13 protein-coding genes are annotated in these 16736 nt (G+C 66.4%); 5 read left to right on the top strand and 8 right to left on the bottom strand.

Annotated elements, in window-relative coordinates:
• Positions 1–106 precede the first annotated feature (106 nt).
• Positions 107–652 (bottom strand): methyl-accepting chemotaxis protein, encoded by a 546-nt coding sequence (locus AC3WW4_RS15450; RefSeq protein ID WP_488829343.1) that lies wholly within the window; start codon positions 650–652, stop codon positions 107–109.
• Between the two features lie 288 nt (positions 653–940).
• Here AC3WW4_RS15450 and AC3WW4_RS15445 point away from each other — a divergent pair, with 288 nt between their 5' ends.
• The 4 genes from AC3WW4_RS15445 to AC3WW4_RS15430 all read left to right on the top strand — a co-directional run bounded on the left by AC3WW4_RS15445 (position 941) and on the right by AC3WW4_RS15430 (position 7238).
• A complete protein-coding gene (locus tag AC3WW4_RS15445) occupies positions 941–2893 on the top strand; it encodes a TonB-dependent receptor plug domain-containing protein (RefSeq protein ID WP_488829342.1) in 1953 nt (650 codons plus the stop codon).
• Between the two features lie 79 nt (positions 2894–2972).
• Complete coding sequence (locus tag AC3WW4_RS15440; protein ID WP_488829341.1) at positions 2973–4958, top strand: TonB-dependent receptor plug domain-containing protein; 1986 nt, start codon at positions 2973–2975, stop codon at positions 4956–4958.
• Between the two features lie 28 nt (positions 4959–4986).
• Positions 4987–5910: an ABC transporter substrate-binding protein gene (locus AC3WW4_RS15435; RefSeq protein WP_488829340.1), complete on the top strand. Its 924-nt coding sequence runs from the start codon at positions 4987–4989 to the stop codon at positions 5908–5910.
• On the top strand, positions 5907–7238 hold the full coding sequence (locus AC3WW4_RS15430) for a diguanylate cyclase (RefSeq protein ID WP_488829339.1): 1332 nt from the start codon (positions 5907–5909) through the stop codon (positions 7236–7238). The genes AC3WW4_RS15435 and AC3WW4_RS15430 overlap by 4 nt, the downstream gene beginning before the upstream one ends.
• 71 nt (positions 7239–7309) lie before the next feature.
• On the opposite strand, the gene AC3WW4_RS15425 is transcribed toward AC3WW4_RS15430, so the two are convergent.
• The 7 genes from AC3WW4_RS15425 to AC3WW4_RS15395 form a co-directional block, all read right to left on the bottom strand.
• A complete protein-coding gene (locus tag AC3WW4_RS15425) occupies positions 7310–8488 on the bottom strand; it encodes an isovaleryl-CoA dehydrogenase (RefSeq protein WP_488829338.1) in 1179 nt (392 codons plus the stop codon).
• Between the two features lie 73 nt (positions 8489–8561).
• Complete coding sequence (locus tag AC3WW4_RS15420; RefSeq protein ID WP_488829337.1) at positions 8562–9482, bottom strand: hydroxymethylglutaryl-CoA lyase; 921 nt, start codon at positions 9480–9482, stop codon at positions 8562–8564.
• Between the two features lie 45 nt (positions 9483–9527).
• Positions 9528–11522: an acetyl/propionyl/methylcrotonyl-CoA carboxylase subunit alpha gene (locus AC3WW4_RS15415; RefSeq protein ID WP_488829336.1), complete on the bottom strand. Its 1995-nt coding sequence runs from the start codon at positions 11520–11522 to the stop codon at positions 9528–9530.
• A 4-nt stretch (positions 11523–11526) separates the two neighbouring features.
• Positions 11527–12309, bottom strand: coding sequence for an enoyl-CoA hydratase/isomerase family protein (locus tag AC3WW4_RS15410; RefSeq protein ID WP_488829335.1), 783 nt, complete (start codon positions 12307–12309; stop codon positions 11527–11529).
• A gap of 11 nt (positions 12310–12320) precedes the next feature.
• The gene (locus AC3WW4_RS15405; protein ID WP_488829334.1) at positions 12321–13928 is read right to left on the bottom strand and encodes a carboxyl transferase domain-containing protein; all 1608 of its coding nucleotides are present in this window, start codon (positions 13926–13928) and stop codon (positions 12321–12323) included.
• Between the two features lie 6 nt (positions 13929–13934).
• Positions 13935–14669, bottom strand: coding sequence for a TetR/AcrR family transcriptional regulator (locus AC3WW4_RS15400; RefSeq protein WP_488829333.1), 735 nt, complete (start codon positions 14667–14669; stop codon positions 13935–13937).
• A gap of 88 nt (positions 14670–14757) precedes the next feature.
• The gene (locus tag AC3WW4_RS15395; protein ID WP_488829332.1) at positions 14758–15567 is read right to left on the bottom strand and encodes a DODA-type extradiol aromatic ring-opening family dioxygenase; all 810 of its coding nucleotides are present in this window, start codon (positions 15565–15567) and stop codon (positions 14758–14760) included.
• Between the two features lie 128 nt (positions 15568–15695).
• On the opposite strand from AC3WW4_RS15395, the gene AC3WW4_RS15390 reads away from it, so the two are divergent.
• Positions 15696–16712, top strand: coding sequence for an LLM class flavin-dependent oxidoreductase (locus tag AC3WW4_RS15390; RefSeq protein ID WP_488829331.1), 1017 nt, complete (start codon positions 15696–15698; stop codon positions 16710–16712).
• Positions 16713–16736: the final 24 nt, after the last annotated feature.

The raw sequence follows: 16736 nt of genomic DNA, 5'->3' as shown, positions 1-16736 counted from the left end.
ACCGCGCAGCCCAAATGAGTGCAGGTGCGCACCGACGCAGGCGTGCAGGGCTGGGTGGCGCGCAGCCTCGTGTGGGGGTGGTGAGGCGGGCGGGATCAGGCGCGGCTCACCGCCCCGTGTCCGCGGCCGTCAACTGGAACAGCCGCACCAGCTCCGCCAAGCGGCGGGCCTGATGCTGCAGGCTTTCGGCCGCCGCGGCGCTTTCTTCCACCAGGGCGGCGTTCTGCGGCGTGCTGCGGTCGAGCTCGCTGACGGCGTCGTTGACCCGGTCGATGCCATCGGTCTGTTCTTGCGTGGAGGCGCCGATCTCGTGGATCAGGTCGGACATGTTCTTTACCTGCGTGACGATGTCGTCCATGGTGGCGCCGGCATCGTTGACGAGTTGGGTGCCCAGTTCGACCTTGGTGACGCTGTCGCCGATCAGGGATTTGATCTCCCGGGCGGCTTCGGCGCTGCGTTGGGCCAGGCTGCGCACCTCGGAGGCGACCTCCTTTTGCTGCTCGACCTCGCTGGTACTCAGCACCACGTCGCGGATGGCGATGGCGCGGTCGTGCGCCGAGCCGCGGAAGTTGATGGCGTAGCGCTGGAGGTCGGTGTGTTCGTCGCTGTTGGCGTGCAGGGCGGCGTTGATGACACTCACCTGCTTGCCCACGGATAACTGCTGAAGATTCGTGGTTGGTGGGATTGAATTCGGAGAACGTGAGCGGGGTTTCGGTTTGAAACGGAGATGAATTCGCGTTGACGCCGTTTTGAGTCGGCATCGGTTGAGGTGAAGCGTGTCAATCTTCACACTGTCACGAGGGCATGCCCTGCCCACGCTTTCTCGGCGGCCGTCGTCATGAGGCGATACCCCCATGCGCATAATAGCGGGCGTGCAGTAAACGGGTGTGAGATGGTTGCGTTGCCAGGATGTCGGATTCGGAAGGTGTGCCAGGGCGTGATGCTGGGCTTGTCAATGGCAGGTCTGGCAGGCTTGCGCGCGCAGGCCGGCGAGCGAGCCCCCACAGAGGAAGACTATTTCGCCCAGGTGCCGGTGGTGCTGACCGCCAGCCGGCTCGATCAGCCGCTCAACGAAGCGCCTGGCGCCATGACGGTGATCGACCGTGACACGATCCGCCAGTCGGGGGCGCGCACCGTGGCCGAGCTGCTGCGCCTGGTGCCCGGTTACGTGCTGGGTGGGTGGAACGGCGCCAATCCGCTGGCGTCGTACCACGTGGCCCTGGATGATTTTGGTGGGCGCAATCTGGTGCTGATCGACGGTCGGTCGGTGTATGCCAGCAGCTACCTGGGGGACACCCACTACGGCATGATGGGCGTGCTGTTGCCGGACATTGAACGCATCGAGGTGCTGCGTGGGGCCAACTCTGCGGCCTACGGTGCCAACGCGATGTTCGGGGTCATCAACATCATTACCCGGCACAGTGCCGACACCGTGGGTGGTGCCGCCGCGCTCTCGGTGGGTGACAACGGCATCCGCGACACTTATGCTCGCCTGGGTGTGGGCACCGGGGCGAACAACGTGCGGCTGTCGGTGGGCGAGCAGCGCGACCGGGGCTACTTGAACGCTTTCGATGACAAGCGCCTGGGTCAGGTGCATGTGCGTGCGGATCTGCAGCCCTCACTGGCCGATGACGTGATGGTCTCGCTGGGGGTGTCAGAGTTGCTGGCCGGAGAAGGCTATTCGGCCACACACGAAAGTAATCCCTTTCATCAGCTTCGTTCCCGTACGAGCCACGCACAGGTGGAATGGCGACGTCAACTCGATGACCGCAACGCGTTGCAGGTGTCCGTCAATTACATGGAAGACCGCCGGTGGGAGCCAGTGACCCTGAAGCCTGTTCCATCGGTCTCTCTGGATGTGGATTACGGCACCTGGGGGCAGCGCAACAACGTGGAGGTGCAACAGCAGACCGTCTGGAGCCCTGCCTGGCGCACCCTGGTGGGGGTGGGGTACAAGGGCGAGCGGGCACGCTCGGACACGATGTATTACGGCCAGGGCTGGGTCTCGGTGGGGGAGGCCCGTCTGTTCGGCACGGCAGAGTGGCGTGTGAACCCGGCGTGGCTGCTCAATGCCGGACTGTTTGTGGGGGACCACACGCTGGCCGGCACCTATACCGCGCCGCGCCTGATGGTCAACTGGCTGGCGACGCCCCATCAGACCTGGCGCATGGGCGTGACCGAGTCGATGCGCGCCCCCGGTCTGTCTGAGTACAAGAGCGATGTTCGCGTCTATCTGCCCGGTACGCCCTACTTCTCGCGCCCCTATGCCGCCAGTGGGACGGTGCAGCCCGAGACTTTGATCAGTCAGGAAATCGGGTATCTGGGGCGCTGGCCTGAAGCGCAGGTGACCTTGGATGCGCGCCTGTACCGCGAGCGCATGCGCGATGTGGTTGTGGACGATGATGGCGAGGGCGCGACCTTGCTGCCGAACCAGCTGGGCGCGCCGGCCAAAGATTTTGTCAACCGCCATGCGCTGACGCTGGTGGGGCTGGAGTATCAGTTGCGCTGGAAGGCCACGCCCCACACGGAGCTGTGGCTGAATCAGAATTTCTCGCGCATGAAGTGGGACGCCCCCGACTATGAGGCCAAGGCGGAGCGTCGTCCACCTCGGCATGTCACCACCGTGGCCTTGTTTCAGAAACTGCCTGACAACTGGCAGATCAGCGTGCTGCACGAGCGTGTGGGCTCGATGACCTTGCGCACGAAGTCAGACTGGATGGCGGCGACACACCGCACGGACATTCGCCTGGCGCGCACCTTCCGTTGGGAGGGCTACAAAGCCGAGGCCGCCTTCACGGTGCAGTCTGTGGAAGGGGATCAGCTGTTCTTCGAACCCCAGCGCAACTACCGGCGTGGTCGTCAGGGGTTCTTGACCTTGCAGCTGGAAATGTGAGCAATCGTTCTCGCCATCCCTGATGTGGGCACGAGCGCGTCACGCTCATAATTGCGGACGTGTGGTGAATGGGTGTGTGATGGTGTCGTTTCCGGTCTTTCGTGTTCGCCAGGTGTGCCAAAGCCTGGGGCTGGGCTTGGCCCTGGTGGGGTTCACTGGCGTCGGCGCGCGTGCGGCTGAGCGGGCACCGACGGAAGAGGACTACTTTGCCCATGTGCCGGTGGTGTTGACGGCCAGCCGGCTGGATCAGCCGCTCAACGAGGCACCGGGGGCCATTACCGTCATCGATCGGCACACGATCCGCTTGTCGGGTGCGCGCACCTTGGTCGAGGTGATGCGGCTGGTGCCAGGTTATCTGGCGGGGGGCTGGAATGGGGCCAACCCGGTGGCGGCGTACCACATCCCGATCGATGACTACGGGACGCGTAATCTGGTGCTGATCGACGGTCGATCGGTGTATGCCACCAGTTATCTGGGCGACACGCACCGGGGCATGATGGACGTGATGCTGGAGGACATCGAGCGCATTGAGGTGCTGCGCGGTGCCAATTCGGCGGCCTACGGTGCCAACGCCATGTTCGGGGTCATCAACATCATCACCCGGCACAGTGCCGACACGGTCGGTGGTGAGGTCTCGGTGACCTCGGGCGACAACGGCATCCGAGAGCGACGTGCCCGCATCGGGGTCGGTGATGAAACTGCCAGCTTCCGCCTGTCGGTGGGCGAGCAGCGCGACTCGGGCTACATCAATGCCTATGACGACCGACGCCTGGGACAGGCCAACCTGAGGGCCGATTTCAAGCCGTCAGTGGCTGATGATGTGATGGTGGCGATGGGGGTGTCGTATCTGGATGCGGGGGAGGGTTATTCTGCGACAGACCAGGGCAACCCATTTCACACGGTCCATACCCGGGACACACATGTGCAGACGGAATGGCGTCGGCAACTGAGTGATGTGGACGAACTGAAGGTCTCCGCCAACTTCATGGAAGACCGGTTGCAGGATGTCGCGCCAGTGCCCGGCGTTCCCGGGGTGGTGATGGACTACAGCGGTGCGGGGCATCGATACAACGCGGAGGTTCAGTACAAGACGACGTTGTCCGACCATCTGCGGGCGGTGATCGGGATGGGCTACAAGGAGGAGAAGGCACAGTCCTACCCGCTCTACGCCACGAATGATTGGGTCGCTTTCAGCGAAAGTCGGGTTTTCGGGACGGTGGAATGGCGAGCGACGCCGCAGTGGTTGATCAACACGGGATTGTTTGTGGGGCACCACAGCCGCGCAGACGCCTATTTCGCCCCCAGGTTCATGGTGAACTGGTTGCCCTCTGCCGAACACACGTTCCGGGTCGGGGTGACAGAGTCCGTTCGCGCCCCCAACTTGTCTGAGTATCAGGCGGATGTGCGCATTTACAGTCCGGGGGGCGTGTTGCTGGCGCAGGAGTTTGCCGCCACGGGGCGCGTCAAGCCCGAGAGGTTGCGCAGCACGGAGATTGGCTATGTGGGTCGTTTCACGCCTCACAACCTCACGCTGGATGCGCGCCTGTATCACGAGCGCATGGACAAGATCATCAAGGTGGACACCTACAACAACCCGCAGACGGGGTTCAATACGCGGGATTACGTCAACCTCACCGCGTTGACCATGGTGGGTCTGGAGTATCAATTGCGTTGGAAGCCCTTCAGCAGCACCGAACTGTGGCTCAACCAGAGTTTTTCAGACTTGAACTGGGATGAGCCCAGCTTGGACGCGAAAGACGAGCGTCGGCCACCTCAACACGCAACCCTGGTGGCTTTGTTTCAGCGCTTGCCCGGCGGACTGCAACTGAGCGTGATCCACGAGCGTCTTGGCGGGATGACCTGGCGTGACAGGCGAGACTGGTTGGCGTTTTCGCACCGTACCGATGTGCGTCTGGCGTATCCTTTCCGCATCGGCACGAGCAAAAGCGAGATCGCTTTCGCGGTGCAGTCGGTGGAGGGGGATCGGCCATTTTTCCTGGTCCGTCCGAAGTACAACTTCCAACTCGCTCGCAAGAGCTTCCTGACCCTGCGCATGGAGATGTGATCTGATCACGCGTCGCCAATCACTTGCCTTGACCACCGGCGCCCCCCTGTTGCTCAGGACGGGGCTGGTGCAGGCTGCGAGTGAGGCGGTATGGGTCTTGCCTTCGGATGCCTCGTGGGCCTACACCGAAGCGGCCGCGGCCCTTCAGGCCGAGTGGCGGCAGGTGGGGCGCGGGCGTGAGCTGACGGTGCTGGCGGCGCGTGACTTGCCGGCTGGAGCCCCGCCCGCCGCGGTGGTCACCTTGGGGGCCGCGGCCTTGCGTCTGGTGATGGAGCGGGCTGCGGCCCAGCCGGAGTGGGCCCGTGTCCCGGTGTTGAGCGCTCTGTTGCCGCGAGATGGATTTGTGGCGGTCTGGAAGCGTCCGCCGGCCTGGGTGTCGGCCGCGTATCTGGACCAGCCGGTGGACCGCTATCTGGCCTTGATTCGCCGCACCATGCCACGCTTGTTGAAGGTGGGGGTGTTGCTGGACGAGGATGCGATCCCGCAGCGTCAGGCGCTGCTCAAGGCGGCGCAGGACCGTGGCTTGCGCCTGCTCGTGGGGGCGGTCGGTGAACCGGACACCTTGTCCGCGACGCTGCGCTCGGTGCTGGCCGATGCGGATGTGCTGCTCATCTTGCCTGACAGCGCCGTGGCCGATGTGTCGGCTTTGCAGCACATGCTGATCATGGCCTATCGGCAGCGTGTGCCGGTGGTTGCTTACTCACCGGCCTTGGTCAAGGCCGGGGCGGCGATGGGCTTGTATGCCAGTCCGTCTCAGGCGGGGCGTCAGGTGGCGGCGATGTTGAAGGGGGCTTTGAATGCCCCTGCCATCGGACCTGCCTGGCCGGCCGCGCGGTTGGCAGATGGGTTCACCATCGCCATCAATGACCAGGTGTGCCGATCTTTGGGGCTGGATGTGCCCGATGTGGCTGTGGTGACCGATGCCTTGCGGCGTGAGGAGGGCATGCGGTGAAGCTCAAATTAGGTGGCGTGCGGGTGCGATTGTGGTTGGCGACGGCCATGCCTGCCATGCTGGTGATTGCCTTGCTGGTGGTGGGATTTGCATCGCAGTACGGCGGGCGGATGGCCGAGGCGCTGAAGGACCGTGGCGTGGCTTCGGCCCGTCAGTTGGGCAGTGCAGCCGAGTTCAGTCTGTTTGCCGGTGATCGCGAAGCGTTGGCACGTCTGGCCGAGGCGGCCATGCGCAGCGATGTGCAGCTGCGTGGGGTGATCATCTATAACGCACAGGGTCAGTTGAGGGCCGCAGCCGGCCAGATGAAGGCCCCGGCGCCGCGCCTGGATGGTGCCATTCAGATCGTGCAGGCGAAGGGGGCCTTGGTGGTGGCACAGCCCATTTACGCCACGGCGGCCGTGCCCGTGGACGATGTGTATGTGCCAGTGCCGGACGCTGCCAACGGTGTCCTGGCCACGGAGAGCCGTTTGCTGGGCTATGCCGTGGTCGAGATGTCGCTGGAAGCGTTGGCGCAGCAGCGACGCGACCTGCTGATCTGGTCGCTGGCGACCGCCGTGGGGGGCTTGATGCTGGCCGGGGTGATGGCCTCGGTGTTGGCCGACCTGGTGTCGTCCCAGATTGGCCGCATCAACCGCGTGGTGGAGTTGGTGGGGGAAGGGCAGTTGGGCGAGCGCGTGGACGTGGCGCGCAGCGGCATCTTGCGCCCCCTGGCGGTGGGGATCAATGCGATGGTGGCGCGGATCGCGACCACGCAGGAAGAGTTGCAGCAGCAGATCGCCCATGCCACGCAGGAGTTGCGTGATCAGAAGGATGCTGCGGAGCAGGCTGCACGCACGGACTCGCTGACGGGAGTGTCCAGCCGGCGGGCGTTTTCGGAGGCTGCCGAGGCAGAAATGCAACGTGCGCTGCGTTATCGCACCGAGCTGTCCTTGCTGATGATGGACCTGGACCACTTCAAAGTGGTCAACGATACCCATGGTCACGTGACGGGCGATGCGGTGTTGGTGAGCTTTGCACAGACGGTGCAGCAACTGGTGCGCAAGGTCGACATGGTGGCGCGCTTGGGTGGCGAGGAGTTTGTGGTGCTGCTGCCCAACATCACGGCCGAGCAGGCCACGGCCTTGGCCGAGCGCATTCGCGAGGCGGTGCACAACAGCCACTTGCTGGTCGATGGCAAGCCGCTGCAGTTCAGCGTGAGCGTCGGCGTGGCGCAGTTTGATCGCCGCGAGCTGAGCCTGACGGGGTGGCTGGCACGCGCCGATGCGGCGCTGTACCAGGCCAAGGCGCAGGGGCGCAATCGCGTGGTGCTGGACATGAGCGAGGTGTGAGCGGGGCACCGGTTTGCCGCCGGTGCCCGTGACCCCACCGGATGACTCCGGTGGAGGTGTGGCGTGGCCGATCAGGCCGTCTCGGCAAACAGCTCGCGGCCAATCAGCATGCGGCGGATCTCGCTGGTGCCGGCGCCAATTTCGTAGAGCTTGGCATCGCGCCACAGGCGGCCCAGCGGGTAGTCGTTGATGTAGCCATTGCCCCCGAAGATCTGGATGCCTTCGCCGGCCATCCAGGTGGCTTTCTCGGCGGTCCACAGGATCAGGGCGGCGCAGTCCTTGCGCACGTGGCGGGCGTGCTGGGCGCCCAGGGCGTCGAGGTTTTTGGCCACGGTGTAAGCCAGCGAGCGGGCGGCCTGCTGCACGGTGTACATGTCGGCCACCTTGCCTTGCACGAGCTGGAACTCGCCGATCGCCTGGCCGAACTGCTTGCGCTCGTGGATGTAGGGGATGACGTTGTCCATCACCGCCTGCATGATGCCCAGCGGGCCGCCGGACAGCACGGCGCGTTCGTAGTCCAGGCCGCTCATCAGCACCTTGGTACCGTTGCCTTCGCCGCCCAGCACGTTCTCAACAGGCACTTCGCAGTCTTCAAAGAACAGCGGGAAGGTGTTGGAGCCGCGCATGCCCAGCTTGTCGAGGTGCGGGCCTTTGCTGAAGCCCTTCATGCCCTTTTCGATCAGGAAGGCGGTCATGCCTTTGGCGCCGGCTTCCGGATTGGTCTTGGCGTAGACGACGAGCACATCGGCGTCGCCACCGTTGGTGATCCACATCTTGCTGCCGTTGAGCACATAGCGGTCTCCCTGTTTGTCGGCGCGCAGCTTCATGCTGACGACGTCGGAGCCGGCGTTGGGCTCGCTCATGGCCAGGGCACCGACGAAGTCGCCACTGATGAGTTTGGGCAGGTACTTCTGCTTCTGCGCCTCGGTGCCGTTGCGGTTGATTTGGTTGACGCACAGATTGGAGTGCGCGCCGTAGCTCAGGCCCACCGAGGCGCTGCCGCGGCTGACTTCTTCCATGGCGACCATGTGGGCGAGGTAGCCCAGGTTGGTGCCGCCGTATTCTTCGGAGACGGTCAGACCGTGCACGCCGAGGTCGCCCAGCTTCTTCCACATGTCGGCGGGGAAGAGGTTGTCGCGGTCGATGTCGGCGGCGCGGGGTGCGAGTTCTTTTTGCACAAAGGCGCGCACGGCTTCGCGCAAGGCATCGATGTCGTTACCCAGTTGGTGGTTCAGGCCTGGCAGGTTCATGGTGGTCACTCCTCGGTATCGGGGTCGGTACAGGTGTCGGGTCGAACAGAAGGCAAGGAAACGGGCGCTCGCCTCAGGCGTGGGCGCGCTTGGCGAGCAGGGCGTTGCTGACGCGGGAGACGGGCTTGCGGCCCAGGACGTTGGAAATGAAGGCTCCGGCGTCGACGAGCTGGTCGAGGTCGATGCCGGTGGCGATGCCCAGGCCGTGCAGCAGGTAGACCACGTCTTCGGTGGCGACGTTGCCCGTGGCGCCCTTGGCATAGGGGCAGCCGCCCAGGCCGGCGATGCTGGTGTCGAAGGTGTGTATGCCCAGGGCCAGGCTGGCGTAGATGTTGGTGAGCGCCTGGCCGTAGGTGTCGTGGAAGTGGCCGCTGAGTTCGTCCAGCGGGACGTGCTGGAGGGCGCGCTCCATCACGGCGGTGACGCGGCCGGCGGTGCCCACGCCGATGGTGTCGGCAATGCCCACGTGGTCGGTGCCGATGCCGAGCAGGCGCTGCACCACGTCTTCGACGGCGTCGAGCGAGACCTCGCCCTGGTAGGGACAGCCCAGCGCGCACGACACGGCGGCGCGCACCTTCATGCCGTGGGCCTTGGCGGCCTCGGCCACCGGGCGGAAGCGTTCGATGGACTCGGCGATGGAGCAGTTGATGTTGCGCTGGCTGAAGGCTTCGCTGGCGGCGGCAAAGATGACCACCTCGTCGGCCTGGGAGGCGAGGGCGCCTTCAAAGCCTTTCATGTTGGGGGTGAGCACGCTGTAGCGCACGCCCGGCTGGCGCTGGATGCCGGCCATGACCTGGGCGTTGTCGGCCATCTGCGGCACCCACTTGGGGCTGACGTAGCTGGTGACCTCGATCTCGCGCAGGCCAGCGGCTTGCAGGCGGTGCACGAGCTCGATCTTGTCGGCGGCCGCCACGGGCTGCGCTTCGTTTTGCAGGCCGTCACGCGGGCCGACATCGACCAGGGTGACGTGGCTGGGGAAGGTGAGGTGGCTCATGATGTGATCCGGTGATGATCCTGGCGTGATCCTGATGTGAGGGCGTCAAGCGGCGGCTTCCAGGCGCAGCAGCTCGACGCCTTCGGCCAGCTGGTCGCCCACGGCGCACAGGATGGCCGAGACGGTGCCGTCGTGCGGGGCGGTCAGTGTGTGCTCCATTTTCATGGCCTCGGTCACGGCCAGGGCGTCGCCTTGTTTGACCTGCTGGCCCTCGGTGACCAGCATGGCCACGACCTTGCCGGGCATCAGCGCGGTCAGCCGGCCGCCTGTTGCGCTTTTGTCGGCTTGGCGCAGTGGATCCACGCGTTGCACGCGGGCGTGGCCTTCGCTGGTAAACACATCCAGCTCGTTGCCGTGGCGGTACACGCGCAGGCGCAGGCGTTGGCCGTGCACATCGGCTTCGAACTGCTCGCCGCCCCCATCGGTGCGGCACAGGGGCTGCACGGTCACGTTCACCGCGTCCCAGCTGAGTTGCCAGGTGCCGTCGCGTTGGATGTCGAGCGTGACGGCGAGGGTCTGGCCGTCGATGTGGAGCTTGATCAACTGGCGTGCATCGCCATGCAGGCGCCAGTGGTCGGTGCGCGACCAGGGGTCACGGTGGGCGTGGTGCTGTTCGTCGGCTTGCAGGCGCAGCAGGGCGCCGGCCACGGCGTGCGCGATGGGCAGAGAGGGGGCCTCGAACAGGGCGCTGTGCTCGCGCTCGATCAGGGCCGTGTCCAGCTCGGCGTGGGAGAAGGAGTGGGTGGCGGCCACGCGGCGCAGGAAGGCCACGTTGTGGCTCAGACCCGTGATGTGCAGCTCGGCCAGGGCGGTGTCCAGACGGGCCAGCGCGGTGGCGCGGGTGTCGCCGTGCACGATGAGCTTGGCGATCATCGAGTCGTAGTGCGGGGTGATGGCATCGCCCTCGCGCACGCCGCTGTCGATGCGCACCGGGGCGACCGAGAAGGTGCTGCACGCCGGGGTGCGCAGAACCTGCAGCTTGCCGGTGGCGGGCAGGAACTGTTGGGCCGGGTTCTCGGCGCAGATGCGCGCTTCGATGGCGTGGCCGGTGAAGGTGATCTGGTCTTGCGTGAGGGGCAGGGCCTCGCCGGCGGCCACGCGCAGTTGCCACTCGACCAGGTCCTGGCCGGTGATGGCCTCGGTCACCGGGTGTTCGACCTGCAGGCGGGTGTTCATCTCCATGAAGTAAAAACGTCCGTCTTGCTCACAGATGAACTCGACGGTGCCTGCGCCCACATAGCCCACGCTGCGGGCGGCGGCAATGGCGGCGTCGCCCATCTGGGCACGACGCTCCGGCGTCATGCCGGGCGCCGGGGCTTCTTCGAGCACCTTCTGGTGACGGCGCTGCACCGAGCAGTCGCGCTCGCCCAGGTGCACGTAGTGGCCGTGGGTGTCGCCAAAGACCTGGATTTCGATGTGGCGGGGGCGGGTGACGTAGCGCTCGACCAGCACATGGGCGTTGCCGAAGCTGGCCTGGGCCTCACGCTGACACGAGGCCAGCGCGGCGATGAAATCGCTGGATTGCTGCACCAGACGCATGCCCTTGCCACCACCGCCGGCGCTGGCCTTGATGAGCACCGGGTAGCCGATCTGGTCGGCCTGAGCTTGCAGGAAAGCAGGGTCCTGGTTGTCGCCGTGGTAGCCCGGCACCAGGGGCACCTGCGCGCGCTCCATCAGCGCTTTGGCTGCCGATTTGCTCCCCATGGCGGCGATGGCCGAGGGCGGCGGGCCAATGAAGGCGATGCCCGCTTCGACACAGGCCTGGGCAAAGGCGTCGTTCTCGCTCAGGAAGCCATAGCCGGGGTGGACGGCCTGGGCGCCCGTGGCCAAGGCGGCGGCGAGGATGCGGTCGGCGCACAGGTAGCTCTCGCGCGGGCTGGCGCCACCGATGTGCACGGCTTCGTCACACAGTTGCACGTGGCGGGAGAGGGCGTCGGCGTCGGAGTAGACGGCCACGGTGCCGATGCCAAGGCGGCGTGCGGTGCTGGCGACTCGGCAGGCGATTTCGCCTCGATTGGCAATCAGGATCTTGGTGAACATGGGCTCAACCTTGCTGCCACGTGGGCGCGGTTTTGTTCAGGAAAGCGTGCAGGCCGGCGCGGCCTTCTTCGCTGGCGCGGATGTCGGCGATGTGGCGAGCGGTGTGGTCGCGCAAGGCAGGGGTGAGGTTCTGCCCGGCCACCTCGCTGATCAGGCGCTTGCCCGCACGAACGGCCTGCGGGCCGTTGGCGACGATGGCCTGCACCAGCCGGTCGACGGTGGCGTCCAGCGCCTCGGGCTCGACGACCTCATGCAGCAAGCCCAGTTGATGAGCCTGTGCCGCATCGAAGCGCTCGGCGGTGACGATGTAGCGGCGCGCGGCACGTTCCCCGATGGCGCGCAGCACATAGGGGCTGATGGTGGCCGGCGTCAGGCCCAGCTTGACTTCCGACAGGCTGAAGCCCACGGCCGGTGTGCCCACCGCGATGTCACAGGCGGCGACCAGGCCCACGCCGCCGCCGTAGCCGTCCCCCTGCACGCGGGCGATCACCGGCACCGGGCAGCTGGCGATGGCCCACAGCATGTCGGCCAGACCAGTGGCGTCGGCATGGTTCTCGTCCCAGCTGTAGCCGGCCATCTCGCGCATCCAGTTCAGGTCGGCGCCGGCGCAAAAGGCCTTGCCGTGGGCGCCCAGCACCACCACGCGCAAGCCGGGGCGATTGGCCAGCTCGGTGAAGGTGTGCGTCAGCTCGGCAATCGTGGCGGCATCGAAGGCGTTGCGCAGCGTCGGGCGGTTCAGCCACACATGGCTGATGGGGCCTTCATGGCGGATGTCCAGGTTCGACATGGCGGGCGTCCTCACATGCGGAAGACGCCGTAACGCGTCTCGGGAATCGGGGCGTTGAGCGCGGCGCTCAGGGCCAGGCTCAGCACGCGGCGGGTGTCGGTGGGGCGGATCACGCCGTCGTCCCACAGGCGGGCGCTGGCGTAGTAGGGGTGACCTTGCGCCTCGTACTGATCGCGCACCGGGGCCTTGAAGGCTTCTTCTTCCTCGGCCGACCAAGTGCCGCCCTTGCCCTCGATGCCATCGCGCTTGACGGTGGCCAGCACGCTGGCGGCCTGCTCGCCACCCATCACGCTGATGCGGGCGTTGGGCCACATCCACATCAGGCGCGGGTTGAAGGCGCGGCCGCACATGCCGTAGTTGCCGGCACCAAACGAGCCGCCGATGATGACGGTGAACTTCGGAACAGCGGCGCACGACACGGCCGTCACCATCTTGGCGCCGGCGCGCGCGATGCCGTCGTTTTCGTACTTGCGGCCCACCATGAAGCCGGTGATGTTCTGCAAGAAGACCAGCGGGATCTTGCGCTGGCAGCACAGCTCGATGAAGTGCGCGCCCTTGTTGGCGCTTTCGGCAAACAGGATGCCGTTGTTGGCCACGATGCCCACGGGCATGCCTTCAATGTGGGCGAAGCCGGTGATCAGGGTGTTGCCGTAGCGGGCCTTGAACTCGTCGAACTCCGAGCCGTCGACCAGGCGGGCGATCACCTCGCGCACGTCGAAGGGCTTGCGCGTGTCGGTGGGGATGATGCCGTTGAGCTCGGCCTCGTCGTACAGCGGGGCGCGCGGCGTGACCAGGGCCAGCTCGGGCGTCTTGCGCCAGTTCAGGCGCGCCACGGCCTGGCGGGCCAGGGTCAGCGCGTGCACGTCGTCGCGGGCCAGGTGGTCGGCCACGCCGGACAGGCGGGTGTGCACATCGCCGCCGCCCAGGTCTTCGGCGGTCACGACCTCGCCGGTGGCGGCTTTGACCAGCGGCGGCCCGCCCAGGAAGATGGTGCCCTGGTTGGCGACGATGATGGTCTCGTCGCTCATGGCGGGCACATAGGCGCCGCCTGCCGTGCACGAGCCCATCACCACGGCGATCTGCGGGATGCCGGCGGCGCTCAGGTTGGCCTGGTTGTAGAAGATACGGCCGAAGTGGTCGCGGTCGGGGAAGACGTCGTCCTGGTTGGGCAGGTTGGCGCCGCCCGAGTCCACGAGATAGATGCAGGGCAGGCGGTTCTGCGCGGCGATCTCCTGCGCACGCAGGTGCTTCTTGACGGTGAGTGGGTAGTAGGTGCCGCCTTTGACGGTGGCGTCGTTGCACACGATCATGCATTCGACGCCCGCCACGCGGCCGATGCCGGTGATGATGCCGGCGCTGGGCGCGGCGTTGTCGTACACGTTCAGCGCGGCCAGGGCGCCCACTTCCAGGAAGGGCGAGCCGGCGTCGAGCAACTGTTCCACGCGGTCACGCGGCAGCAGCTTGCCACGGGCCAGGTGTTTGGCGCGCGGGGCTTCACCGCCGCCGAGGGCGATACGGGCCAGTTGCGCTTCCAGGTCGGCCACCAGGGCCTGCATGGCGCGGGCGCTGTCCTTGAAGGCTTCGCTGCGCGGATTGAGTTGGGTCTCGATGACGGGCATGGTCGATCAGGCCTGGAGCGGCGGCAAAGGGGGAGGGGGGACGCGACTGAGCGCATCGTGGACTTCATCGTGGAAGCGGCTCAGCGCCGCCAGCGAGGCCAGGGCGGCTTCACGGGGCACCAGCGCGCTCCAGATCAGTTCGGTCAGTTGGGTGGCGGTGGTGTCGATGCTGGGGCGCTTGGCCGAGGTGATGGCGTCCCACAGCACGTGCTCCATCGAGCCGTACACCAGCTCGCGCAGCAGGCGCAGGGGCATGTCGGCGCGGACCTGGCCTTGCGCTTGCGCTTCGGCCAGTGCGTCCATCAAGGGGGCGGTGTAGCGGCGCTTGCACTCGGCGATGACCTCGGCGAGCTCGGGTTCGGCCGAGCCGGCGGCGCGGCCTTCGCCCAGCACCAGGGCGCACATGCCCGAGCCATCGGCCAGCAGGGTGACCAGGTGGGCGCGCACGACGTGGCTGAGCTTGGCGTGCACGCCGGGCAAAGTGGGCACGTCGCGCTCCAACTCGCTGCTGATCTCGTCGTACCAGCGGGTGATGACCTGGATGCACAGCTCGCGCTTGCTGGCGAAATAGGTGAACACAGTGGCCTCGGACACGCCGGCGGTCTCGGCGATCTGGGCCATGGTGGCGCGCTGGTAGCCGTGCTCGGTGAACACGGCTTGAGCGGCGCTCAACAAATCCTTCAGCCTGTGCTGGGACTTGCTGCTCTTCGGGGTGGTGCGGGCCAGGGTGCTGGAACTCATTTTTTGAGTATGACTCAGAAATGAGCGTGGGGCCAGCGCTGAACCACTCCTCAACGACCCGGGAAAACCCGGGTCAAACGGCAGTGTGTCAGTCGAAGCGGTAGGCCGACAGGGTGGTTTCCAGCACGCGGTCGGTGAACACGCGCTGGCCCCGGCCTTCGCTGGCAGCGCCGGCCGCCAACATCAAGGGCAGCAGGTGCTCTTCGGCGCGGGGCGGGTGACACAGTCGGGCCGAGGGGGCCTGGTCCCAGTGCGCGAGGCCTTGCGCACGCGTGGCCGGATCGGCCTCGACTGTGGCGGTCAGCCAGGCGTCGAAGGTGTCGGAGATCGGGCCGAAGCGTGGGTCGCCATAGCCTCGCATGTTGTGAAAGCTCATGCCGCTGCCGACGATCAGCACGCCCTCGTCGCGCAGCGTGGTCAAGGCCTGGCCGGCTTGCAGGTGCGCCTGCGGGTCCAAGTCGTGCCGCAAGGACAGCTGCACCACGGGCACGTCGGCGTCGGGGAACATGAGCTTGAGTGGGATGAACATGCCGTGGTCGAAGCCCCGTTGCGCGTCGGCCTGGGAGGGTTGGCCTGCGGCGTGCAACAGTTGCGTGATGCGCTCGGCCAGCTGGGGCTCACCCGGCGCGGGGTAGCGCAGCTCGTAGGTGTGGGGCGGGAAGCCGCCGTAGTCGTAGATCAGCTCCGGCTGGGCGCCGCTGGTGACGTTGAAGCCAGCCGTGAGCCAGTGGCCCGACACCATGACGATGGCGGTGGGGCGCGAGGGCAGGGTGTCGGCAATGCCCATCAGGAAATCGCGCATGCGGTGCCAGGTGGTGGGCGGGTTCCAGTCCATGAAGAAACAGGGCCCGGCGCCATGCGGGATGAAATAGGTGGGCATGCGGGGGGACGTGGACATGCGAAGGGCCTTTCTGAGCGATGCCTCTGAGTGAGACTCGGCGAACCGGGTGGTAACCCTGACAGTATCGGGCAAGGGCGAATGGGCACACACCTGCAGGGACAAGCCCGCGGCGGGACAATGACCCGATGAAAGCGCTCCAAGACATTGCCCTGTCCATGCTGGACCTGGTGGCCGTGCGCGAAGGCGGCACGGTGGCCGAGGCCCTGTCCATCGCCCTGCGCACCGCCCAGCACGCCGAAGCCCTGGGCTTCACCCGCTACTGGTTGGCCGAACACCACAACATGCCCGGCATCGCCAGTTCGGCCACGGCCGTGCTGGTGGGGCACATTGCCGGTGGCACGCAGCGCATCCGCGTCGGATCGGGCGGCATCATGCTGCCCAACCACGCGCCGCTGGTCGTGGCCGAGGCGTTCGGCACGCTGGCCGAGCTCTACCCTGGTCGCATCGATCTGGGGCTGGGGCGTGCACCGGGCACCGACCGCGCGACCATGCGTGCGTTGCGCCGCCACCATGTCGAAACCGAAGACGACTTCCCGCGCGAGGTGAGCGAACTGCAGCGCCTGCTCGGGCCGGTGCAGCCGGGCCAGGCCATCGTGGCCATGCCGGGGGCGGGCACCGAGGTGCCGATCTGGCTGCTGGGCTCCAGCCTGTTTTCGGCACAGCTGGCGGCAGAAAAGGGCTTGCCCTACGCCTTCGCCTCGCACTTTGCGCCGCGCATGCTGCTGCAGGCGGTGGAGCTGTACCGGGCGCGCTTCAAACCTTCCAAAACACTGGCGCAACCCCATGTGGTGATCGGCGTGCCGGTCATCGCCGCGCACACCGACGACGAAGCCGAGTTTCTGGCTACCAGCACCTACCAGCGCGTGCTGGGCATTCTGCGGGGCGAACGCGGCCGTCTGCCCCCGCCCGTGGCGGACTTCCTGTCGAGCGTGTCGCCGTCCGAGCAGGCAGGCATCGGCGATTTCCTGGGCGCGGCCGTGATCGGCGGGCCCGACACCGTGCGCGGCGGCCTGACGCGTCTGCTGCAGCTCACCCAGGCCGACGAAGTCATGATGGTGTCCGACGTGTTCGACCCCGCGCTGCGCTGGCGTTCCATGGCGATCACCGCCGAGGTGATGGGCTTGCCTCGCTCACCGGGTTGACGCGGGGGCGGTGCTGGCGCTGTG

It is taken from the genome of Aquabacterium sp. TM01 (assembly GCF_057808345.1).
This window is presented reverse-complemented; position numbering and strand designations above follow the sequence as displayed.